Below are 22,567 nucleotides of genomic sequence, written 5' to 3' on the forward strand. Positions count from 1 at the left end.
GCTGGGGATGTGAACAGTCTCCCCTCTCGTAGTGGTTTGCTTCTGCAGCGGAGCTATGGGGGGGGGGCAGGGAAAGACTGATGAGAGATTCCATGCCAGAGAGTAGAAGCACCAAATCCCACAAGCCAGTGGTTCTGGGTGTTTGATTCCCCCAAGCTCAGCGGCGCATGAGTCCTCAAGACGCTGTAAAGATTCAGCAAATCAGATCGGAGTGAAGAGGTCCGACAGTGTTAGGGAGACTCTGGGCAACGCCGTCCGTACAAGCACCAACAACAGCACGATGTCCAAATGAGAACACCTATGGGCATCAAAGCTTTGTTTAGTGAGTTACTGCTAATTTCGTCATAAATCTGTCCTGATCTTTGCCCTGATCGGTGCCCAATGGGCACACCGATCTCCCGTTCAGCTTGTCAGCAGCAGTTGGCCACGGGCCAAGAACAAATGAGTCAGTGCGGCCAGCACATTGATCCTGCAGCGGTTCTGGTCATGCACCGCAGCCGGGTTCTGTGAAAGCAGAACTGCTGCTTGATCACTCGGAAAGGATGTTCCACCTTGGCCCGCATGGGAGCCTTGGCAGCCTCGAGCACATTCTCCAGCCGGCCTTCGGGTGTATCAGGTAAAGCCCGGCGTTTGCCGGGCGCATGGCATTCCGAAACTTGGCGGCATTGCCCTCCATCTCCTACCGTTTCTCAAGTCCTTGTTAGCCAGCGTCCGCATAAACCACCTCCTCCACGCCGTGCAGCAGGTATTCTGCTGGAGAGAGGTCGAACACATTGGCGGCAGTAGTCGCCACCGAGTGGATGAGGCCTGTGTGCTTGTCCACCCCCATGTGGACTTTCATCCCATAGGCTTAGGGAAGCTCTGAGCAGCATGGGTTTGAGAAGCTGCTGAGCTCAAATCCACCATGTCGGACTGCATTTTGAGTGAACAGGACACCCATCAGTGCTCTGCCGTTTAATCCTTCTCTTTTTTCGGGGTTTTCGAGGTTCAATCAGGCCCTCCAGTCACACCATTCGCTCGTTCATGTCGCCGCAAGCAACAAGCGGCGCGCCAGGAACAGATTTGTGAGCGCCGCGATCACGCTGACCTTGCAGCGGTTCTTGGCCATGCCACGCAGCCGGGTCTTCTGAAAACCGAACTGCTGCTTGATCACTCTGAATGGATGCTCGACCTAGTGGCTCCGCCACGCTCGGCCATCGGCCTCGGTATGGAGCGGATGTGTGCCTTGGCCGTCTCGACCAGATCCTGCAGCCTCCCTTCCGACGTATCGGGCAGGGCCTTGCGTTTTCCGGGGCGCATCGCCACTCGAAACGTCGTCGTCTTGCCAGCCATCTCCGCTCTCTTGGCGATGCCCTGGTAACCAGCATCGCCATAGACCACTTCCTCATCGCCATGCAACAGTTCAGCTGCTGACGTGAGGTCATGCACGTTGGCGGCAGTAGTGACGACTGAGTGGATCAGGCCTGAGTCCTTGTCGACGCCGATATGGACTTTCATCCCGTAATACCACTGATTGCCCTTCTTGGTCTGGTGCATCTCTGGATCCCGTTTCCCGTCCTTGTTTTTGGTGGAACTGGCCGCCGCGATCAAGGTGGCATCGACGATCGTTCCCTAGCGCATCGTCATGCCACGCGCGCTGAGATGGACTGTGACGGTTTCAAAAATCTGCACGCCCAGCTCATGCTTCTCCAGCAGGTGCCGGAAGGCAAGGATTGTGCTCTCATCTGGGATCCGCTCACTGATCAGGTCGATGCCGGCAAAGCGGCGCATGGTCGGCACCTCAATCAGGGCCTCTTCCATAGCGGGATCACTGAGCGAATACCACTGCTGCAGTAGGTGTACGCGCAACATCGTCGCCAGTGGGTACGGGGGCCGGCCGCCCTTCTTGCTGGCTTTTGGGTAGTGCGGCTCAATCAGATCAATGAGCGCCTGCCACGGAACCACCTGCTCCATCTCGGCGAGGAATTTCTCGCGCTTGGTGCGCTTCTAGTGGCTCCGCCACGCTCGCCCTGCGGGCTCGGCAAGGGCCGTGGTCAGCTCGTAGTCAGAAAATCCGAGCTGCTTGCCACCCATCACCCCAGTCCTGGCCTGCGATCACGCCTCCATTGTTGCGCGGGTGTCCTGAGTTTTCCAGAGTCTCCTTAGCCTTCCGCGCAGTAGTGATACCACTGCTTGCCCTTCCAGGTCTGGTTCATCTCCGGAACCCCCTTCCCAGCTTTGCTCTAGTGCCTCCGCCACGCTCGGCCTGCGGCCTCGGCAGGGGTGGCACACTGTGCCGCGATCCAGGTGGCATCGATGATCGTGCCCTGCTTCTTGAGATGGGCTCTCACCGTTTCAGAGATCTGCTCTCCCAGGTTGTGCTTCTCCAGCAGGTACCGGAAAGCCAGAATCATCGTCTTATCGGGGATCCGGTCGCTGATCACGTCGATCCCCGCGAAACGGCGCCTTGGGGTTGCCCCGGTTTCGTGGACAGGTCGATAGGAGTCACGCCATGACCCTCAGACTGTCCATTGATGACCAACCCAACCAAGACCAGGCGCCGGTTCACGGCCCAGCAGAAGCAGGAGGCCATTGAGCTTTGCCTCAGTGAGGGGCTCAGCTGCACGGCTGATGTTCAGCGACTTGGCCTCCCTGTCAGCAGCCTGGCCAAGTGGGGTCTGACAGACCCGCATTGACCGGGGTGATTACGGCCCTGCAGATCAGGGGCAGCTCACCGGCGAGGAGAGGGCTGAGCTGGCCTGGCTGCGCAAGGAGAACCGTGAGCTCCGGAGCGAGAAGGATTTTTTAAGGCTGGCGGCAGCGCACTTTGCGTAGCCCGTAGGGCTTCCCTTTGCGGTGAGAGCAGCTGCCGCCGAGAGGTTTCGCCTGATTGAGACCCTGTCGGATCGCTTTTCTGTGTCCTGGCTGTGCAAACAGCTGGGTGTGGCCCGGAGAGGTTTCTATGCCTGGCGGCAGCGGCAGCAGAACCCGGGTCGAGGGGCCCGGGAGAACGGGGCCATCACCCCTGAAGTTCCCGCGGTGTTCGAGCAGCACCGCGGCTTCTACGGCGCCCCACGGATCCACCAGGAACTGAGGGCCACTGGTCGATTGGTGGGCCGGCACCGCGTCGCCCAGCTCCTGCACAAGGCCGCACTCAAGGCCAAGACTCGACGTGGGTACAGGCCATGACGCAACAGCAACAGCAACAGCAAAGCCGCCGGGTGGTCGGCTGGGCCATGGGCGCCACCATGGAGGCCTCCTTGGTGCTGGAGGCCCTGAACCGGGCCCTGGGCCATCGCCCGATCGAACCCGATCAACTCCTGATCCGCACCGATCAGGGCAGCCAGTACCGCGCTACGGCCTACCGACAGCGGCTGGAGGACCACAAGATCAGCTGCAGCATGTCGACCAAGGGCTGCTGCTGGGACAACGCTGAGGTGGAAAGCTATTTCTCCACCCTCAAACACGAGCTCAACCTTGATGATGACTCTGAGGCCCTGCACACGCCCGAGCATCTGCAGCGTGATCTGGCCATCTGGATCGACGGTGACTGCAACCGTGAGCGACGTCACTCAACGATCGGCTACCTCAGCCCGATCGACTACGAGCAGCAGTTCATAACAACCCATAAACTCACCCCCGCAAGGCCCTGATCACGATCCACTGAATCGGGGTAACCCCATAAACCCAGAACCATCGTTACGCCTACATTCTGTGTGTCAGCCATGATCAGAGATAGAGAGGCGAGTGTCTCCAAGAAGCTAAAGCCGCAATCTACATTGTGTGTTGACGATCAACCAGAGAGACTGATTGTGTGTGTCTGCGGGGGGGGTCACCGTATCAACAGCGCTGAAGCTCATTCCATCGCTTCATACGGTCATCAAAGCCGGCTTTGCAAGGCTTTCCTTCTTGCCATAAAGTAAGTTGAATCATTTTGCTCATGAATGGTGTCGCTCCCAATGACTCATACAATCGATCGTAAGGTGAGCCACGCGTTTCGAGCCGGGCTGATCAGCTTGCTGCTCGTGTCGATGCCTATGCTTGGCGCCTGTGGGAAGCGCGACGACGCGGTCAGTCAGGCGGCTCAGCAGGACGTTGTGGTCGGGATCACGGCGCCTGGCATCGAGGAGACGAAGCGCATCGCCCAGCAGGCCTACATCTACGGCTTTCCGATGATCGCTGCCTACAAGGCGATGCATGAGTTCAACGTCGATCGGGCGTCGCCGCAGTTCAAAACCGGCTTCAACCAAGTCTGGAATGACTCCAAGACCTTCACACCCAAGGACACGGCGATCCCGACGCCCAATGCAGATACGCCTTATTCGATGATCCAGGCCGACCTGCGCGCCGAGCCTCTGGTGTTCTGTGTGCCTGAGGTCGATAAGGGGCGCTACTTCTCAGTGCAGCTGGCCGACCTCTATTCGTTCAACTACGGCTATGCTGGAAGCCGTACGACCGGCAACGTCTCGGGCTGCTACTTGGTCGCTGGCCCCAACTGGAAGGGCGACAAGCCCGAAGGGATCGCCAAGGTGTTTCGCTCAGAGACGCAGTTCAGCTTGATCATCTTCCGCACCCAACTTTTCAATGCCGCCGACATCGACAACGTGAAGAAGGTACAGGCCGACCTCCTCGCCGAGCCACTGTCAACCTTCCTGAAGCAGCCGGCGCCACCCGCTGCGCCGGCGATCGATTTTCTGCCCTTCGCGGGGCAGAACCCGTTCAAGACCGACTTTGCGGCCACCCTCGACTTCCTGCTCCAGTTCGCGCCCGTGGTAGCAGAAGAGAAGGAGTTGCGCGCCAAGTTCGCCAGTATCGGCATCGGCCCGGGCAAGACCTTCGACTTCAAGGACCTTTCAATCGAACACAAAGCGGCGGTGGGCCTGGCCGTGAAGCAGGGTTATGAGGCGATCAAGAAGCGGCGTGACAAGATCGGCAAGGATGTCAACGGCTGGCTCATCGGTGCAGCATTCGGCGATCGCGCCTTTTTCAAGGGTGACTACGAGCTTCGTGCCGCCGCCGCGCTGGCCGGCATTTACGGCAACGATGCCGCCGAGGCCATGTACCCGCTGGCTAAGACCGATAACACCGGCGCCGCACTCGACGGCAGCAAGCACCGCTATACGCTGACGTTCGGCAAGAACCAGCTGCCGCCGGTGAATTCGTTCTGGTCGGTAACGATGTACGACGGCAAGACACAGTTGCTGATCGATAACCCGATCAACCGGTATCTGATCAACTCGCCGATGCTGCCCCAGCTGAAAAGGAACACGGACGAATCGCTTACGCTCTACATACAGAAGGATTCGCCTGGCAAAGGCAAGGAAGCCAACTGGCTGCCCGCGCCGAACGGGCCGATCTACATGGTGATGCGCCTTTACTGGCCAAAGCCCACGCCGCCATCGATTCTGCCGCCCGGCACAGGCAGCTGGAAACCGCCTGCGGTGATGCAGACTCAATGATCAGATTCTCCAATCTCGATTTCTGATCAGTGCCAATATCTTTATTAAATCTCGATTCCCCCTCACCCAATCAACCGAAAGGATCGATCATGAAAAGTATTCAGAACCTCCTGTCTGCCTTTCTTACAACTGGAGTGCTTGCCACAGCGGTGGGCTGGCATCCCACTGCGCAAGCGCAAGCCACTGCCCAAAAGGCAGCTGCCCCTCCATCAACACCTCCAGCCGGCCTGTCGAAACCTTGTCCCGTCAAGGGAGAGAACTGGCGCGGAAAGGCCTTTTACGAAATCCTCTTCATGAACCGCGAAGCCAACGGCGGCGGGATAGGCAACTACTACAACTCTCTCGGAAATAGCTTTGACATATCCAACGAAGTCGTGGATGCACGCTTCCGGTCCCTCCAGGCGGAGTCGTTGAAAAAGGAATACGGAAGTGACGGGGTTTTCTTCAATGGCCCGAGACGATTCGTCGCCAACGGATTCACTGCTGTATCTTACAACGACTGCACGAAGAGGGCAATCAATACGATTCCCTTGTACTTATACGGTACGTTTGAAGTCCCAAGTTTCAACGAGTTCGTTGCGGGACCGCCGGTAGCCTACAAGGTATTAGTCTCAAAACGTACCAATACCTTCATTTTCAAGGCTGGCGAGCAGGTCAACGAGCTAATCACTCCCGAAGGCGCCGTTTACACGATGTTCAGTCTCTCGCTGAAAGCGGATCCCACTAACACCATCGAAAACCTCCCGAACCTTGGTAAGCGCCTGACCTTGCCGACGGGATGGAGGTACCGGACGCGCACGCTGGAAAGGGACATGATCCTGTCGTCCAGCTATGATGCCAACCCTCCCAACACGATCGTTCTCGATCAGTTCGAGGGCAACTACCAGCACAACCCTGGTGCCAGATAGCAGCTTATGCAGGGCCTCCTGAGAACGTGAGTCTGGGACTCAACTGGCAACAACAGGTGATTTCTAACACCATACTGGTTGATTCTCAGACCACAGCAGGCTGACCACTCAGCAGCGCCTGCTGCGAGTTCCAGGCTGCTCCAAGATGGGCCAAGAGCAACTCTTGGCAACAAGACTACATCACAAAAAGAAGATCAAAGGGCTTCCCAAGGTTCATGCGAGAACATTCAACGCCATCGCTGAACCACGGGTGACGGCAAGCTTCTCCTGGATCAAATCCCATCGATACAGCCGGTTTCCCTGGTCCAGCGTGCCCTCGACGGCATTCCATTGACGCTGGTCGTCAAGATACGGCTGCTCAGCCCCCTCTGCCAACGCAGGATCGCTCTTGGGACGGCGGAGACGCGGGCCACCCACGACAATGCCATGGCGCTGCCAACGGCCTGATTGGCGAAGGTTTGATCAGTTTGATCTGCACAGATTACTTGGGAAATGTGACACTTCGGCGACGGTAAACTGAGCCTTCGGGTCTTCTTCTTCATGGCAGAAGGTATGGCTCAGCCGATGAAGGAAGGTCACGTCCCCTCCACGCCTTCGAAGCAGCTTTCGGCTAAAGTGAGTAAATATCGCGCAGATCCTGGGCGAAGCTTCTCGAGATCCTTTATCTTGACCATCCTCAACGCCGGAGTGGCCTTGGCAGCCTGACGCCAGCGTCTCTTCTGCAGCCCCCCGCGCGCGGCAGGAGCTGATTACCTCGGTGGCGGCGTCAGACCCAGCGGTCTTCAGCACCACCGTGGCCTTGTCGGCAGCGCTCCAAGCATCTGGTTTTCCTTCATCTGCTGAGGATGATCACCTCGACGGCCAGTTCATCTGGAATCAGGACCAGGCTCTGCCGGTGGAGCCGGCTCATCCGCCTCATCACATCAGACCACTGTTGCGCAAAAGCCATCGGCCAGATGGCTTCGCTGCATGGGCGCATTGGCATGTTTTCAACACCCTGGGTGTGCCGATGAGAGGGATTACATCTTTCATGAACCCGGTCCTGCCAAGGCCCAGTGCTTGTCCTGGCGAGGCATTCATGGGGTGGGGCTGCTGGGGTTCGGCTGCTCCCTCCACGACAGGTCTGGCTGGAGTACGGAAGCATCCCACTGCCGATGCTTCAATCGGCGACCTCACAAAAGTGTGCACCGCAGCCCACGTCTCATTCGGTCCGGTGGTAACGGCTTTCACTTGAGTCCTTCCTGCCACGGTTGATCTGAGGCTCCCCTGCTTCCCCTGTCGGCGTCCAGGATGCACCCCACGACTCCACTTGCAACGAGTTAGTTTCAGGGGTGTTCAGAGCACACCTGCGCAAGGGAGTAGGGAGTAAGGGAGCAGGGAACTCCAGCATCAAAGTTGCACCCAGCACCCCGTCCAGGTCGTTGGACTCCTCGACCAGTTGGCCCTCAACCCCTCCAATCGCTGACGACAAGAGTGTTGCTGGCAAGGTGTCTCCACTGTCCACAGTCTCCTGTGCATCACGTCGGGCAACGCTCATCGAGGGCCTGGTCCTGTTGCTGTGGTATGGGCAGCTTCTGCGTCACGAAACAATCGAGCAGCAGGACCTACCCTCGCGCTGATTGGGGGCGTTCTCAGCCCAATGAGCAGTTGTTTAGTGGTCTAAAGGTTGACCATACTCAGCGAAACAGGGATTGAATCAGGTTGAGTACGCCGCCCAGAGCAGGGTTGACCGCGCCACCACTGTACGGGCCGCTGCCATTAGGACTGCCGTTGTAGGGCATCTCGCTGGTCCCTTGTCGTGTGGCCGAAAGCTGTACATCCCGCCAGCGGAATAGGCCTGTGTTTCCCTGATTCGAGATCGTCACGGGCCAGGTCCCGTAACTATCAATCAACTGAAACTGTCCGCTTCGGTTGGAGAAGTTGTAAGTGGTGCCGTTAGTGAGCCTGACCACGTAACGGGTGGTTCCACTCTGGCTCACCAGACTCAGTCCGCAGCCTCCGCTGAACAGCGCGACCCCACCTTGGCTCAATGTGCACAAACCATCCTCCTTGGTGATGCTCCTGCCTGCAGTGGTGGTTTCTGCATTGAACAGCCGATTGGAAAGTACCGTATCCGGCTGCCGGCGGTTCCAGCCATCACTCCAGCAGCGTCGATCGGCGAGGTTGCAATAGACCCCGTTGCTCAACACAAACTGCTGCTGGGGCGCACGGCCGGCAAGGCTGCTGCTCAGCCGCTGGGCCGCCAGGGAACCGAAGTAGGTCTGGGTGAGAGGGATTGAGCCCCCCCGCTGGTCGTAGCAGATGGACGCACCCCCATCGCAAAGAACTCCGAGAGCAGGGAAGTTCAACCCGGCGGGGCTGGGGGTTCCTGTCCCGCTGGTGTCGGTCATGAACAAGCGCTCGGTGAGCGCAGGATCGAGCTGGCGAGGTTTCCAGCACCGTCGATCGGTGAGGCTGCAAGAAGCCCCGTTGCTCATCTGAAACTGCTGCAGAGGGGCGCGGCCAGCAAGGCTGCTGCTGAGACGCTGGGCCGCAAAAGACCCCAGATATCTCGCGGTCAGGGGGATGGAGGCACCACGCTGGTCGTAACAGATGGATGCACCAGGATCACAAAGCACGCCAGCGGCTGGGAACTGCAGCTCAGCAGCGGAGCCTGGAGCTGGATGAGCGAGGGCCAGGCCACAAACCCCTAGAGCTAGAAACAGACCGCGGCTGGATGACACAGGCATTGAAGAAGTTAGTTGCATACGATCACTCTAGCCTCATTTCATCGACTTGAAAGCAATTGATTTGCTCACATCTTTCCACTGCTGAGTTGCAATTGGGTCGCATCTATATCAACGGCTATTCTGCTCACCAACTGCCTCCCTGGCGCGTTCCTTGTGATCAGCCCTTCGTCGACCTTCCGGCTGACCAGCATGTCTGCCAAACTGAAGCCCAGAAACTGGACCTTTCGCCCAGCGGGCTTCTCCAGGCAAGCAAGCCCGCGCACCAGAAAGCCCCATGAAACGCAGAGACACACCGCTGGGGCCGTGAAGGTCTGCGGAGGTATCTTGATCACCAGCCAACTGCTCACCGCCGAACCACTGATGGGCCTCAGTGGGTCCTTCCGATCCAGTTGTCACAGGACCTGAGCCCAAGAACACACGAAGTGGTTTGGACCGCCGCCTGGACGAAACGTGGTGGTGCTACGGGCAACAAACTCCTAGGGTTTGATCACCTGCTGCCCCACTCCATGCAAAAGCTGCCTCTCGGCCTGGCCACTGTGCTCCTGGGTCTCCCCTTGCTGCTCCCCGAGGCAACGTTGGCTCAAAAGCGGATTCCCAAACTCCCGGGAAATGACCAATGTCCGCTGGGGTATGTGAATGACCTGAAGCAGCATTGCAATTCACCCATCTACTACCAGGTGAAGCCAACTTATGGAAAGCCCTGTGACTCTGGATGGATGAACATTGGAGCTGGCTACTGCAAAAAGAAAACCCTGTGGATTTTCTGATCAGCTGGCAAGCTGAGAACCCAGCGGTTGGCATCTCTTGCACGCGTCAGAGCCCGATTGGCTTTATCTGCCGTCGTGGCCGACCCCAGGCACCGGTGAGCTCTGGCCATCCATCAGCACTGATCGCAGCAGGGCCACCGTTGGGGGCCGATTCCGTGGCGCTAGGGACATGAAAGAACCCCTCGCAAAAGCCCAGGCTGACTCGTCTCCCGTTGGTGGAGCGCCTCTTGCCTGCTTCCGCCAGCCAGCGCTGGAGTCAGTTGGAGTGGGCGGGTCCTACAGAGGAACCCCTGGCATCCAAGGTCACCATCGCCATGGGCACCACCACAACCGTGATCAGGCGATTGATGGCTGTTGAGCCATCGGCGGATAGGCTGTTCAGCCCAGAACGATCTGGGCCAGGAGGCCTTGGCCTGTCAGCAGTTCAGCACCCATGCCGATCACGAATCCGAGCCTGGCCAGGCAGGCGGCCGTTACAGGTTTCAGCAAAAGCAACAAAACCAAAGCGGGCAGTTCAAGCAGCCATGGCTGCAAGGCATGACTTGTCCATTTGCAACAGCCGGTAACGAGCTTCCGGGACTTGGCCCGCCCGCCCGGCGGTTGCCCCAGTTCTGGAGTTCCTCCTGGCAGGGCATTGAGGTCCTGTTGGGCCACCTGGGACCCCCCACTGGCCAGAGCAAGACGCCTCCCTGGCCCATGTGCAGGAGTTCACCGCCCGCGCTCCAGCCGCTGCCGCCACGACTCCTGCCCCTGGCCTGCTGAGGCCAGCGAGGTTCCCCAGGCCAACACACGACGCCATCGACTCGATGAGCGATCTGAACCAGGTTCTGGTGGTGGACCCCAGCCTGTCCCCGCGACCCGGTCGTTCCATACGAGCCTGGCAAAGGGTGGGGTGTTCCATGCGCTCCATCGCCTCGACAAGGACACTCACAGGGGAGGCCAGCCATGGACTGGACGCATCCCGATGCCCCATCAAAACGGCACGACTCGAATCCTGTTCAGCCTCAAATCAATGGCGCAGCAATGGTTCTGAGCAAAGCAGGTGATCCCAGGCCTGCGGAGGGTCAGCGGTTCAAATCCGCTGGGCTCCCTTGAAGGAACCAGGCCAGGCCAGGGTTCTTTGGGGTCTGCTGCCGGGGCCCGTGGGGCGTGCAGCCAGGACCGCGATGCCTTGGCGAAGGCTTCTGGCGACCCATCGGAGCCGCGCCGCGCTCCGAACCTGGGGGTCTTCACCATCGCCATGGCCGACGGAGGCAACAGCCACGGGAAGGCTTCTGCTCAAAGCTGTTCAGCACGCAGACCTTCCACCAGACCACAGGTCGCCGGAGCAAGACGACCTACGTGCCGCCCACCCTGCCGCCTCTGTTCCTGTAGACCCGCATGACCACCACCCCGCCAAGCGCCAACCACAACGGAGCGTCACCCCAGCGGTCGTAAGGGGTGAGGGAGCGGAGCGGCTGAAGCTCCATCACGCCGGTGCGGGTACGGCCGGCCTCCAGGCGCCTCTGAACCCGGCCCTGGGCATCCACCACGAGCGAGGGGCCTGTGTTGGCCGAGCTCACCAGCCAGCGGCCGGTTTCGATGGCCCGCAGGCGGGCCAGGGCCACGAATTGGTCCTGCAGCTGGGCCGGGTACGGATCAAGGTTGGCGCTGGCCAGCAGCCAACCGGCGCCGCCGCGCACGGCGTCGGCCAGGGCGGCCCCATCGCTGAGCTCGTAGCAGATGGCCACCCCGATGGCCCCAACGGGGCTGGAGCCCTGCGCCGCCAGCAGGCGCGAGGGCACTCCCGGCGTGACGCCGCCCACGGCCGAGAGCCCCGCCCAGCGGAACCAGTCGGCGAAAGGCACCCACTCGCCGAGGGGCACCAAGCGGTGCTTGTCGACCCAGTGCCCGGGGAGCTGCTCGCCCGGGGAAAAGCGCAGCAGGCTGCTGCGCAGCTGCTCACTGGCGTAGCGAAAGCCCCCGCCCAGCACCACCGCTTCGGTCCGCAAGGGCAAGGGCTGGCCCAGCGGCAGGGCCCCCTCAGGCAGCACCAGGCCGTCGACGTGACGCTGGTCGGCCTCTCGCTGGGCCATGGCCAGCAGATCGAGTAGACGCTGCTGCTGGCTGAAGCGAAACTTCTCCCGGGTGGGGATGGCAGGTTGCAGCACCAGCAGCCGCACGGGCGGCAGGGCCGCCGTTGCTGGCGCTGCCCCGGAAGGGGCCAAGGCCCCCACCAGGTGAAACGTCAGCACCAGAGCCCCCAGCACCGTCCAGCGCCGCCACGGGGACCCCACGGCCCCGAAGGCGCGCGCCAGGGCCCAAGCCATCAGCAGTTGAGCCGCGGCCACCAGGGCACTCCCCCCCAGGGCCGCCAGCCCCGCCAGGGGCGGATCACCCGGAAGCGCCGCTGCCCCCAGGCCGATCCAGAACAAGGGCCCTTTCGCCAGGAGTGTCTCAGCGAGCCCCCAAAGCAAGGCCCCGATCAGGGCCGTGCTGAAGCGCTCGCTCCCCAGGCGCTCCACCAACAGGCGCCAAACGCCCACCAGCAGTCCCCCCAGCAGGCCAAGACCGATCCAAAGCGCGGTCACGAGCGGCAGACTCAAGGGCAACGGCACCCCCACCCAATCGAGGGGATGCAGCGCCAGCAGCCAACGGTGGGAAACCAGCACCGCGGCGAAACCCCAGAAACAGCCCACCAGAAACGGCCGGGGCCTCGGGCCCACGGACTCCCTCCACAGGGGCACCAGCGCCAGCCAGAGCAGGGGCGGCCATCCCAGTGGCGGCAGAGCGACACCGGCCAGCAGCCCCCCCCCCAGGGCGGTGAGCCCCCCCATACGCCGGTCATTGCCCATCGCAAGGGACGCTAGGGAGCGCCAGGGTCAACCCACGTCCCTTCACCGCCCTCAGGCACCCACCCCATGGCCATGGATCGTGACAACCTTCTCCAGCAAGTGCTGCTCCGGGGTCTGGGGACCACCTCCTTGGTCGCCGATCGCTTGCGGCATGTCACCCAGGACTGGGTCAGCAGCGGACGGCTGGATCCCTCCCAGGCCGCCACCTTGGTGGACGCGGTGCTGACGGGGCTGCGCGGGGAGGATCCCGAGGTGCAGAAGCAGGTGGAGCGAGACTTGGAGCGCAACCTGGATCACTTCCTTCAAGACGTGGGCCTGGCCCGGCAGAAGGAAGTCGATGAGCTCCGCGGTCGGATCGATCGCCTCGAACAACTCCTGCGCAACCGACTGGATCGCAGTGAGGTCCCCGATTGATGCTCCGGATCGACCAGCACCCTTGAAGCTGATGGGCCGATGAAGCTGACTGGCAGAATCGGGCCCACTTGCAGTGGGCCCAGGCCATGCGCGACATCCTGATCAGCTCCGGCGTTTGCGTGGCCTGCCTGCTGCTCGCCCTGGTGAGCCAGCTCGTGGCCCCGACGGCGGTGAACGCCAGCGCCGTCAACGGGGGCGTTACGCAACCGGCCGTTGCCCTCACCTCCACGGCCCTGGCCGGCGGCGGTGCTCCGGGCGCCCCTGCCCAGCCGGCCCTGGGCCGCTTCGAGCTCGATCCCAATGACCCCAACCCCTCCCTGTTCACCATGGCCTCAGACCTCAGCTCCGACTCCAGCGCAACCGCCACCGAGATCGCCCAGGCCGGCGCCCTCGGCGGCGACCTCACTGCGGCCAAGGAGCGGGTCACCCCCAGCGGACTGCGCATCACCGATCTGGTGGTCGGCACCGGTGACGAAGCCGTCGCAGGACAGGCGGTGGTGGTGAACTACCGGGGCACCCTGCCCGATGGCAAGGAGTTCGACAGCAGCTACAGCCGTAACCAACCCTTCAGCTTCCCCCTCGGCGGCGGCCGGGTGATCAAAGGCTGGGACGAGGGGGTGGCCGGCATGAAGGTGGGCGGCAAGCGCAAGCTGGTGATTCCCCCCGATCTGGCCTACGGCGAGCGAGGCGCCGGCGGCGTGATTCCCCCCAACGCCACCTTGATCTTCGAAGTGGAACTGTTACGCGTCGGCGGCTGAGCCTCCAAAAGGAGCACTGGCTTGATCACGGGAGCTGGGTCGCTGGGGCCACCCAGCGGCGGCCAATCCCGTCGTTAAAGTGAGCCTTCAACCTGGAATAGCTCCGATTTCATGGCTCACACGCTCCCCGCGCTCCCCTACGACCTCGATGCGCTCGAGCCCCATATCTCACGCCAGACCCTGGAGTTTCACCACGGCAAGCACCACGCCGCCTACGTGAACAACCTCAACAACCTGGTGGCCGGCACCGATTTGGAGGCCAAGAGCCTGGAAGAGGTCATCCTGGCCGTGGCCGGGGAGGCCACCAAGGCGGGTGTCTTCAACAATGCCGCCCAGGTCTGGAACCACACCTTTTACTGGCAGAGCCTCAAGCCAGGCGGTGGCGGTGCGCCCACAGGCGCCCTGGCCGAGAAGATCAACGCTGATTTCGGGAGTTTCGAGGCGTTCACCGAGCAGTTCAAAGCGGCAGGGGCCACCCAGTTCGGCAGCGGCTGGGCCTGGTTGGTGCTTGATGGCGGCACCCTCAAGATCACCAAGACCGGCAACGCCGACCTGCCCCTGGCCCACGGCCAGAAGGCTCTTCTGACCATGGATGTCTGGGAGCACGCCTACTACCTCGACTACCAGAACCGCCGTCCCGACTACATCAGCACCTTCCTCGACAAGCTGGTGAACTGGGAGTTCGTGGCCGCCAACCTGGCCGCCGCCTGATCCATCCCTGATCGCGACCCCTTGGCCCCCGGAGACCCCGGGGGCTTTTTCATGGCCTCACGGCCTGGCCACCGGCAGCACCGCCTGCGGCGGGATCCACATCGCATCGCCGTAGGAGAAGAAGCGGTAGCCCTGGGCGATCGCCTCGCCGTAGAGCGCCAGCAGCCGCTCGCGGCCCAGCAGCGCACTCACCAGCAGCAACAGCGACGAGCGCGGCAGGTGGAAGTTGGTGAGCAAGCCCTGCACCACCTGGAAGCGGAACCCCGGCTGAATCACCAGGTTCACCGGCCCCATGAACGGCACCAGGGCGCCCCCGTGCAGGGCGGCCACCCCCTCCAGGGCGCGCACGCTGGTGGTGCCGATGGCGATCACCCGCCCGCCCTTCGCGCGGCAGAGCTCCACCGCGGCCACCAATGCGGGGCGGAGCTCCACCCATTCGCTGTGCAGCTCCAGATTCCTGAGGTCCTCCTGCTCCACGGGCCGAAAGGTGCCCAGCCCCACATGCAGGGTGAGGCGCGCGATCGCCACCCCCTTGGCCGCCAGGGCCTCCAACAGCTCATCGCTGAGGTGCAGGCCGGCGGTGGGGGCCGCCACCGCCCCGGGCCGCGCGGCGTAACGGGTCTGGTAGCGGGTCCGGTCTGCGGCGTCGTGCTCGTGGATGTAGGGAGGCAGCGGCATGGTGCCGTAGCGCTCCAGCAGCCCCTCGATCCGCTCGGCGCTGGTGCACTGCGGCGGAAAGCGGACCACCCGGCCGCCACTGGCCTCGTCCACCGCCACCACCGGCAGCTCCAGGGGGGGCTGGCCGGCGGCCTCCAGCTTCAACACCTCCCCGGGGCGCAGGCGCTTGGCGGGGCGGGCCAGGCAGAGCCAGCAGCTGTCGTCCCCCTCGCCGGTGCTCCGCTGGTGCCAGGGCTGCAGCACCAGCAGCTCCACCACCCCGCCGCTCGCGCGCCGGGCGCTGAGGCGGGCCTGGAGCACCCGCGTGTCGTTGACCACCAGCAGATCGCCGGGCTCCAGTTCGTGCTGCAGATCCCAGACCGTGAGCGATCGTGCCAAGGGCCCATGCGCCCCGATCGGCTCCACCGCCAGCAGGCGGGCGCCATGGCGGGGTTCCACCGGCCGCTGGGCGATGGAGCTCTCCAGCAGCTCGAACCCATAACTCGACAGGCTCAGATCCGCCGCGAGGGAGTCACCCGGGCCCATGGCGCTCAGAGGGCCAGGCTTTCCGGGTTGGTCTCGATCAGGCGGGCCAGATCCTGCAGGAAGGCGGCGGCATGGGTGCCATAGATCACCCGGTGGTCGGCGGTGAGATTCACCTGCATCTGACGGCGCACGGCGATCGAGCCATCCTTGAGCGCGACCACCACGGGCCGCGAGGCGGCCACCGCCAGGATCGCGCCGGTGCCGGGGGGAAGAATCGCATCGAAGCGATCGACCCCGAACATGCCGAGGTTGGAGAGCGTGAAGCTGCCGGTGCTGTACTCATCGGGTTTGAGCTGCTTGGTGCGCGCCCGGGCCACCAGGTCGGCCCAGCTGCGCGAGAGGGCATAGAGATCAGTGTGATCGGCGGCCGCCAGTACGGGAGTCACCAGGCCGCCGTCGTCCATGGCCACGGCCACGGCCACGTTGATGGCGGCCGGGTAGGCGATGCCGGCGGGGCTGGTGGCGGCGTTGAGCTGGGGATGACGGGCCAGGGTGAGGGCCACGGCCTTGGCCAGCAGGGCGGTCATGGTGACGCCCTTGGGTTTCACCTGCTTGTAGAAGGCGTCGAGCTTGTCAGTGGTGATCGTGTACCCCACCCGGAAGGTGGGCGCTTCAAGGCTCGCCAGCATCGAGCGGTTGACCGCCTGCTGCAGGGTGTTGAAGGCCACTGTCTCGCCGGGGGAGCCGAAGCTCTGGCCGGCCGGGGCCGGGGCTGTTGCGGCGCCGTTGGAGCCGGGAGCGCCCGGGGCCGCCAGCGCGGCGGGGGCCGTGCCTTCGGCGACCCGGGGCACGCTCACGGCCCGCCCGGCGGCGAGCTCCACGTCTTCAGCCTGAACACGGCCACCGGGGCCGCTGCCGCGCAGACCCGCCAGGGCCACCCCCAGCTGGGAGGCGAGCTTGCGGGCCCGGGGGGTGGCCACCAGACGGCCGTCGCCATTGGCGGGCGCCGGCACAGCTGGGGTGACCACAGGGGCAGGGGCAGCCACGGCCTCAGGTGCTGCAACGGGCGCCGCGGCCCCAGGGGCCGACACGGCAGCGGCAGGAGCGGTTGGGGCTGCGGGAGCGGCTGCCATGGGGGCGGCTGCCATGGGGGCGGCTGCCATGGGGGCGGCGGGCGCCGAGGCCGCCACCGCCGCGATCTCAGCCTCGGTTTCGACGATCAGGCCAATCGTTTCGCCCACGGGCGCCGTGCCACCGGCCGGCAGCAGCACGGTGGCCAGGAAGCCCTCTTCGAAGGCTTCCACGTCCATGTCGGCCTTGTCCGACTCGACCACCAGCACGGATTCGCCGCGGGCGACCTTATCGCCAGGCTTCTTGAGCCACTCCACGATCTTGCCCTCCGTCATCGTGGAGCTGAGGGCGGGCATGAAGATTTCGTGGGTCGCCAACGCTGAATCCCGCACGGGTGATGTGCGCGATTTTACGGGTGCGCCTTGGCGCGATCAGCTCAGAGCTGGCCTTCGATCGATTCGACGATGCCATCGCGCACCACCAGCGCTACCTGCAGCTTCTCCACCAGGTTGTCGCCCACCTTCACCTTGGTGCTGCTCTCGAGCTGGCCCTGCTCGACGATCTGCTCAAACTCCAGCTCCTGCACCTGGCGCTGCTGTTCCAGCAAGGTGCGCTTCTGCTCCTCAAGCTCGGCCCGCTTGGCGGCCACCTGCTGGTGCACCGAATTCACCTGCTCGCCCACCCTGGGATCGAGGGGATTGGCGCTCTGGCGCCGGATCTCATCGATCAGCGCTTGGCCCTCCTGCTCCAACTGGGAGAGCTGGGCATCGCTGTTCGCCACGGCTCCGCTGAGTTCGCGCTCGGCGTCCTCCTTCCAGCGCGGGGTCACCACCGCCCGCACGGTGATCGTGCGTTTGATCGTGAGCGATGAACCGTCCGACATGGGTGCTGACCAACAAGTTCCAGGCTCTCAGCCGAACAGCCTGGGGTCAATCACCTTCAAGGGCGGTGAACCGCCCAACGGCCTCAACGCCCGTAGAGGGCTTCGATCGCGGCCTGATCGCGGGCGGTGATGCGATCGCGGCGTTGCTTGAGGGTCTGGGTGAGCAGGCCGTTCTCCAGGCTGAACGGCTCCACCAGGGCCACACCGCCCAGGCGCTCATCGGGCCGGGAACCTGGCCGCGCCGCCAGCAGCCGGTTGAACTCGCCCTTGAGCGCCCGCAGCAACGCTTCCTGGGACGCGTCCGAAAGCTGCGAGCGGAACGCCGCCAGGGGGTCGGCACGGGGCACCACCAGGGCCCCCAGCAAACGCTCGTCCTGCCCCACCACCAGCACCTGCTCCACCAGGGGGCTCGCCGCCAGGGCCTCCTCCAGGGGGCCCGGTTCGATGTTCTCGCCGCTGCTGAGCACGATCGTGTCCTTGGCCCGGCCAGTCAGCAGCAGGGAGCCATCGGGAATCAGCAGGCCCAGGTCACCGGTGTCGAACCAGCCCTGGGCGTCGATGGCGGAGGCCGTGGCCTCGGGCCTGTGGAAGTAACCGGCCATCACCTGGGGGCCCCTGGCCAACACCAGCCCCCGCTCGCCCCAGCCCAGGGGCGCACGGCTTTCGGGATTGACGATGCGGATGGAGGTGCCGGGCAAGGGGCGGCCGGAGCTGCCGCGGCGGTTGGCCCAGGGGCGCCGGCAGGTGAGCACCGGGCTGGTTTCGGTGAGGCCGTAGCCCACCAGCAACTCGATGCCGATCACCTCGAAGAAGCCATCCACGTGGGGGGCCAGGGCCCCGCCGCCGCTGATGGCGGTGCGCAGGGCGCCGCCCGCGAGCTGCTGGCGCACCTTGGGCCAGAACAACGCCGCCGCGAGCCTCTGCACGGGCCAGGTGATCGCCGCCAGGGCCGCCCCCTGGAGCCGGGCCAGGGGCGCTTCCTGGGTGAGGGTGAGGTCAAGCGCCTGTCGACGGGAGGTGCAGTGGAGCCGCCCCACCGCCAGGGCCGCTTTGAGCAGCTTCTGACGACGGGCGGGCATCGCGGCCAGGGCATCCTCAAAGCCCGAAAGGAGCGCCTCCCAGAGCCGCGGGACGCTGATCATGTAGCTGGGGCGCACCCGCTGGAGGTCGGGGCGCAACTGCTTGAGCGTGGTGTAGGTCTGGTGGCAGCCGCAGGCCAGCAGCAGGTATTCAGCCGTGCGTTCGTAGGCGTGCCAGATCGGCAGGACGCTCACCACCCGATCCCCCGGCGAAGGGTTCACCGCCACCCCGAGGGTGCGGATCTGGTGCAGCAGGTTGGCGTGGCTGAGGGGCACCCCCTTGGGGGCGCCAGTGGTGCCCGATGTGTAGAGAAGCGTCGCCAAGCGCCCTGGATCTGGCGGTGAGGGGGGCGCCTGCGGGGCGGCAGCCCCCCGCTCCAGCAACGCCGCCCAATCCAGGCAGGGCCAGGGGGCAACCGCGGGGGCCTCCCCCTCCAGCACGACCACAAAACGCAGGGCGGCCAGGGCCCCATGGTCGAAACCAAGCTTGCCCAGCAGGGCCGCCGACTCCACCACCAGGGCCACGGAGCCGGAATCCTCAAGGATGTAAAGCAGCTCGTCGCTGGGCGCGGCACTGCCGCGCACGGCATCGGCGGCGCCGGCGCGCATCAGCCCCTGGTCCGCCACCAGCCAGCGGGGGCCGTTCTCGGCGAACAGGGCCACCCGCTCGCCCGGCGCCAGGCCCAGGGCGACAAAGGCCGCAGCCGCCTGCTCGATCCGCAGGTGCAGCTCCCGGTAGGTGAGTTGCTCGGGATGGCGGCCATGGGGGGCGTCAAGGGCGGGAGCCTCGCCATAGAGGCGATCGAGCTCGCCCCAGAGCTGCTCGATTCCGGTGAGCTGGCTCCAGTCGGTGCGGCCGGCCAGGGCGCGGCGGTCATCGGCATCGGCCTGCCAGTGGATCTCGGCGTTCACCGGCCGTGCTGCGGGGGGAGCCCTTCTTTTACAACCCCTCCAGCCCTTCGGTGGGGAGCGGTGGGCGCAACGTCAGGCGAAAGCGCCGGGCCGCCGCCGCCACCAGCCGCGGTTGCAACGCCGCCACCGTCAACCCCGGCCGCCAGTCGCAAAGGCGACCCACCGGCCGGTTCTGGAGGCCACAGGGCACAATCCGCCCAAATCCCTCCAACGCACAGTCCACGTTCAGGGCCAGGCCGTGCTGGCTGATCCAGCGCTTCGCCCCCACGCCGATCGCCGCCACCTTGCGCCCCTCCAGCCACACCCCGGTGAGCCCGTCGATCCGCTCGCCGCCCAGCCCCAGCTCCGCCAGCAGCTCGATCACCACCCCCTCCAGCTCGCGCAGGTAGAGGTGCAGATCGGCGCCGTGGCGCCGCAGGTCGAGCACGGGATAGAGCACCAGCTGGCCCGGCAGGTGGTGGGTCACCTCGCCGCCGCGGTCGATGCGGTGCAGGGGCAGGGGCGGATCGAGCGGATCGAAGCCCAGAAACGCCTCACTGGCGCCGCGGCCCAGGGTGTAGCAGGGGGAATGCTGCAGCAGGAGCAGGGCCTCAGGCGCCCGGGGGTCCTCCAGCAGCCGTTGCTGCAGCTGCCGCTGCCAGCCCCAGGCGCGCTCAAACGGCACCGGATCCGACGGTTCAAAACAGATTGCATCGAGCCTCGGGTCCATCGGAGAACGCTCCTAGCGTGAGGGAGCCCCAACCTCAGGAGGAGTGTTGGCATGAAGCTTCTGATCCACGGTCGCAACCTGGAGGTCACTGCCGCCATCCGCGACTACACCGAAGACAAGCTCGGTCGGGCGATCGGCCATTTCAACGGCTTGGTCAAAGAGGCCGACGTGCACCTTTCGGTGGCACGCAACCCCAGGGTGCCCCAGCAGACGGCTGAGGTCACCGTGTTCGCCAACGGTCTGGTGATCCGCGCCCAGGAACGCAGCGAGAACCTCTACGCCAGCATCGACATGGTGGCGAACAAGATCAGCCGCCAGCTGCGCCGCTTCAAGGATCGCCAGCACGATCACCACCACACCCCCAGCACCGAAGAGTTGCTGGAGGAGCTGCCGATCGGGGGCGACCTCACCGCCGGCCGGGTGGCCGAACTGCCGTTGCCCGCCGTGCGGCGCAAGTACTTCGCCATGCCGGCGATGTCCATCGACGACGCCCTGCACCAGCTGGAGCTGATCGACCACGACTTCTACGTGTTTCGCGATAGCTCCAGCGGCGGCATTCAGGTGGTCTACCGGCGCAACCACGGCGGCTTCGGAGTGATCCAACCGCGAGAATCCTGATTCCCCAGCGCCCGGTCCGGGCGCACCCCCGCCGTGGCCCGCGACCGACCTGACCTCGCACCCCTGATCGACCACGCCCTGCTGGACCCCCACCAAGGGCGTGAGGCGATCGAACGCATCTGCGACGAGGCCCGCCACTTCGGTTTTGCCGGCGTCTGCGTGGCCTCCCGCTGGATGCCCGTGGCCCGGGAGCGCCTGGGAGCCGCCACCTCCGTGCGGCTGGTGTCGGTGGTGGGCTTTCCCTTTGGCGCCATCCCCGCCGAGATCAAGCAACGGGAGGCGGAATGGGCGGCCGCCCAGGGGGCGGATGAGTTGGATGTGGTGCCGGATTTCGGTGGCCTGGCCGATGGCAACGCCTCGGCGGTTTGCGAGGAGCTGGCGGCGATCGTGGCCCTGGACCTGCCGGTGAAGGTGATCCTGGAGGCGGGCCGCCACGACGCCGAAACCCTGGCCCTACTGGTGGAGGTGGCGATCGACGCCGGCGCCGCCTTCCTCAAGACCGGCAGCGGCTTCGGCCCACCGGCCACGGTGGAGCAGGTGCTCCAGCTGCGCCAGCTGGCCCGGGGGCGGGCGGCGGTGAAGGCCTCCGGTGGCATCGCCGATGTGGAACAGGCAATCGCCCTGGTGGAGGCGGGGGCAAGCCGGCTGGGCACCAGCCGCGGCGTGGCCCTGATGCAGGCCCTGCGCCGGGGCCCCCAGGCCGCAGCATCACCCGGGGCGCCGTGAACAGCGAGGATCGCCTTGAGGGTTTGGTCCTCAAGGTCGGTCCGTTGGGGGAGAACGATCGTCTGCTCACGCTGCTCAGCGCCAGCCATGGGCAGATGCGCCTGGCCGCCCCCGGTGCCCGCCGGCCCAAAAGTTCCCTGGCCGCCGCCGTCCCCTTGGCGGTGCTGGCCCTGCAGGTGGGCGGTGGCCGCGGGCTGCGCCGGGTGCGCCAACTGACGGTGCTCCGCAGTTTCGCCGCCCTGGCCGGGCGACTCGAGACGCTGGCCGCCGCCCAGGGTCTGGCGGAACTGAGCTTGCTGCTGGTGCCGGAGGGATCACCGGTGGAAGGCCTGCTGGAGACCCTGCTGCTGCTGCTGGCGCGCCTGGAGCAGGTGGTCAAGGAGCGCCAGGAAGGTCTCGGGGCCCTGGCCCTGGCCGTGCAAGGGAGCGTGCAGCTGCTGGCCCTCGGGGGCTATGCCCTCCCCCTGGCCCACTGCATGCGCAGCGGTGCGCGGCTGGAGCCACCCCTAGGCGACTGGAGCTGGCGCTGCAGCCTGATCCCCGACGAAGGGTTTGTCCTTGGCGCCGTGGCCGGCGCCCATGTGGTCCTCAATGCCTCGGAACTGGCGTTGCTGCAACGGCTCACCCGTCCGGCCCTGCCCCTCTGCCGCGACGGCTCCTTGATGGGGCCGCTGCCGGTGTGGCTGCGGTTGCTGGATCTCGTGGAGCTGTGGAGCCGCCAGCACCTGGGGCGCTCTCCCCGGGCCTGGCGGCTTGTGCGCGAGGCCATCTCCCCGCGGGGACCCGCTGCGTCATCATCAGGGTCCGCACCTCCATCGAGCCCTTGAGCGGAACCGAGCAACCATCCGGCATCCAGGGAGTCCTGGC

Annotated in this window: 19 protein-coding genes and 5 pseudogenes; 12 read left to right on the top strand and 12 right to left on the bottom strand. The window is 64.6% G+C overall.

Annotated features, from left to right (window positions below):
• Positions 1-402: 402 nt before the first annotated feature.
• The 3 pseudogenes from KBY88_RS16375 to KBY88_RS16380 all read right to left on the bottom strand — a co-directional run.
• A pseudogene (locus tag KBY88_RS16375) lies at positions 403-847 on the bottom strand (transposase); the annotation flags it as partial.
• A 174-nt stretch (positions 848-1,021) separates the two neighbouring features.
• A pseudogene (locus KBY88_RS04370) lies at positions 1,022-2,073 on the bottom strand (IS5 family transposase).
• An 89-nt stretch (positions 2,074-2,162) separates the two neighbouring features.
• Positions 2,163-2,444, bottom strand: a pseudogene (locus KBY88_RS16380) (hypothetical protein); the annotation flags it as partial.
• A gap of 69 nt (positions 2,445-2,513) precedes the next feature.
• Here KBY88_RS16380 and KBY88_RS16230 point away from each other — a divergent pair.
• The 5 genes from KBY88_RS16230 to KBY88_RS04385 all read left to right on the top strand — a co-directional run bounded on the left by KBY88_RS16230 (position 2,514) and on the right by KBY88_RS04385 (position 6,346).
• Positions 2,514-2,675, top strand: a complete 162-nt coding sequence (locus KBY88_RS16230; protein WP_396102523.1) for a transposase — start codon at positions 2,514-2,516, stop codon at positions 2,673-2,675.
• Positions 2,676-3,018: 343 nt separating this feature from the next.
• Positions 3,019-3,168 (top strand): IS3 family transposase, encoded by a 150-nt coding sequence (locus KBY88_RS16235; RefSeq protein ID WP_396102582.1) that lies wholly within the window; start codon positions 3,019-3,021, stop codon positions 3,166-3,168.
• Entirely contained in the window at positions 3,165-3,632 is a 468-nt protein-coding gene (locus KBY88_RS04375) for a DDE-type integrase/transposase/recombinase (protein ID WP_254938685.1), read from the top strand. The genes KBY88_RS16235 and KBY88_RS04375 overlap by 4 nt, the downstream gene beginning before the upstream one ends.
• A gap of 330 nt (positions 3,633-3,962) precedes the next feature.
• Complete coding sequence (locus KBY88_RS04380) at positions 3,963-5,438, top strand: DUF1254 domain-containing protein (protein ID WP_254938686.1); 1,476 nt, start codon at positions 3,963-3,965, stop codon at positions 5,436-5,438.
• Positions 5,439-5,527: 89 nt separating this feature from the next.
• Entirely contained in the window at positions 5,528-6,346 is an 819-nt protein-coding gene (locus KBY88_RS04385) for a hypothetical protein (protein WP_254938687.1), read from the top strand.
• Positions 6,347-8,022: 1,676 nt separating this feature from the next.
• Here KBY88_RS04385 and KBY88_RS04390 read toward each other — a convergent pair.
• Together KBY88_RS04390 and KBY88_RS16385 are read right to left on the bottom strand one after the other, a co-directional pair.
• Complete coding sequence (locus KBY88_RS04390) at positions 8,023-8,736, bottom strand: YcgJ family protein (RefSeq protein WP_254938688.1); 714 nt, start codon at positions 8,734-8,736, stop codon at positions 8,023-8,025.
• Between the two features lie 12 nt (positions 8,737-8,748).
• Positions 8,749-9,093, bottom strand: a pseudogene (locus KBY88_RS16385) (YcgJ family protein); the annotation flags it as partial.
• A gap of 488 nt (positions 9,094-9,581) precedes the next feature.
• On the opposite strand from KBY88_RS16385, the gene KBY88_RS04395 reads away from it, so the two are divergent.
• Complete coding sequence (locus tag KBY88_RS04395; protein ID WP_254938833.1) at positions 9,582-9,842, top strand: hypothetical protein; 261 nt, start codon at positions 9,582-9,584, stop codon at positions 9,840-9,842.
• Positions 9,843-10,220: 378 nt separating this feature from the next.
• Here the strand turns inward: KBY88_RS04395 and KBY88_RS04400 are convergent.
• A pseudogene (locus KBY88_RS04400) lies at positions 10,221-10,353 on the bottom strand (high light inducible protein); the annotation flags it as partial.
• A gap of 826 nt (positions 10,354-11,179) precedes the next feature.
• A complete protein-coding gene (gene lnt, locus KBY88_RS04405; protein WP_254938689.1) occupies positions 11,180-12,676 on the bottom strand; it encodes an apolipoprotein N-acyltransferase in 1,497 nt (498 codons plus the stop codon).
• A gap of 72 nt (positions 12,677-12,748) precedes the next feature.
• Between lnt and KBY88_RS04410 the strand changes: the two genes are divergently transcribed.
• The 3 genes from KBY88_RS04410 (at position 12,749) to KBY88_RS04420 (ending at position 14,559) form a co-directional block, all read left to right on the top strand.
• Positions 12,749-13,090, top strand: coding sequence for a phasin family protein (locus tag KBY88_RS04410; protein ID WP_254938690.1), 342 nt, complete (start codon positions 12,749-12,751; stop codon positions 13,088-13,090).
• Positions 13,091-13,176: 86 nt separating this feature from the next.
• The gene (locus tag KBY88_RS04415) at positions 13,177-13,848 is read left to right on the top strand and encodes an FKBP-type peptidyl-prolyl cis-trans isomerase (protein WP_254938691.1); all 672 of its coding nucleotides are present in this window, start codon (positions 13,177-13,179) and stop codon (positions 13,846-13,848) included.
• A gap of 111 nt (positions 13,849-13,959) precedes the next feature.
• A complete protein-coding gene (locus KBY88_RS04420; RefSeq protein WP_254938692.1) occupies positions 13,960-14,559 on the top strand; it encodes a superoxide dismutase in 600 nt (199 codons plus the stop codon).
• 57 nt (positions 14,560-14,616) lie between these two features.
• On the opposite strand, the gene queA is transcribed toward KBY88_RS04420, so the two are convergent.
• The 5 genes from queA to lipB form a co-directional block, all read right to left on the bottom strand.
• On the bottom strand, positions 14,617-15,762 hold the full coding sequence (gene queA, locus KBY88_RS04425; RefSeq protein WP_254938693.1) for a tRNA preQ1(34) S-adenosylmethionine ribosyltransferase-isomerase QueA: 1,146 nt from the start codon (positions 15,760-15,762) through the stop codon (positions 14,617-14,619).
• 5 nt (positions 15,763-15,767) lie between these two features.
• The gene (locus KBY88_RS04430) at positions 15,768-17,150 is read right to left on the bottom strand and encodes a dihydrolipoamide acetyltransferase family protein (RefSeq protein WP_254938694.1); all 1,383 of its coding nucleotides are present in this window, start codon (positions 17,148-17,150) and stop codon (positions 15,768-15,770) included.
• Positions 17,151-17,209: 59 nt separating this feature from the next.
• Entirely contained in the window at positions 17,210-17,656 is a 447-nt protein-coding gene (locus KBY88_RS04435; protein WP_254938695.1) for a YlqD family protein, read from the bottom strand.
• 83 nt (positions 17,657-17,739) lie between these two features.
• Positions 17,740-19,647: an AMP-binding protein gene (locus KBY88_RS04440; RefSeq protein WP_254938696.1), complete on the bottom strand. Its 1,908-nt coding sequence runs from the start codon at positions 19,645-19,647 to the stop codon at positions 17,740-17,742.
• A 28-nt stretch (positions 19,648-19,675) separates the two neighbouring features.
• Positions 19,676-20,356 (bottom strand): lipoyl(octanoyl) transferase LipB, encoded by a 681-nt coding sequence (lipB, locus tag KBY88_RS04445; protein WP_254938697.1) that lies wholly within the window; start codon positions 20,354-20,356, stop codon positions 19,676-19,678.
• Positions 20,357-20,407: 51 nt separating this feature from the next.
• On the opposite strand from lipB, the gene hpf reads away from it, so the two are divergent.
• The 3 genes from hpf to recO are packed head-to-tail and all read left to right on the top strand — an operon-like array spanning position 20,408 to position 22,527.
• The gene (hpf, locus tag KBY88_RS04450; RefSeq protein WP_254938698.1) at positions 20,408-20,974 is read left to right on the top strand and encodes a ribosome hibernation-promoting factor, HPF/YfiA family; all 567 of its coding nucleotides are present in this window, start codon (positions 20,408-20,410) and stop codon (positions 20,972-20,974) included.
• A 33-nt stretch (positions 20,975-21,007) separates the two neighbouring features.
• Complete coding sequence (deoC, locus tag KBY88_RS04455; RefSeq protein WP_254938699.1) at positions 21,008-21,700, top strand: deoxyribose-phosphate aldolase; 693 nt, start codon at positions 21,008-21,010, stop codon at positions 21,698-21,700.
• The gene (gene recO, locus KBY88_RS04460) at positions 21,697-22,527 is read left to right on the top strand and encodes a DNA repair protein RecO (RefSeq protein ID WP_254938700.1); all 831 of its coding nucleotides are present in this window, start codon (positions 21,697-21,699) and stop codon (positions 22,525-22,527) included. Before deoC ends, recO begins: the two co-directional genes overlap by 4 nt.
• Positions 22,528-22,567: the final 40 nt, after the last annotated feature.

It is taken from the genome of Cyanobium sp. Morenito 9A2 (assembly GCF_024345575.1).
Classification (GTDB): Bacteria; Cyanobacteriota; Cyanobacteriia; order PCC-6307; family Cyanobiaceae; genus ATX-6F1.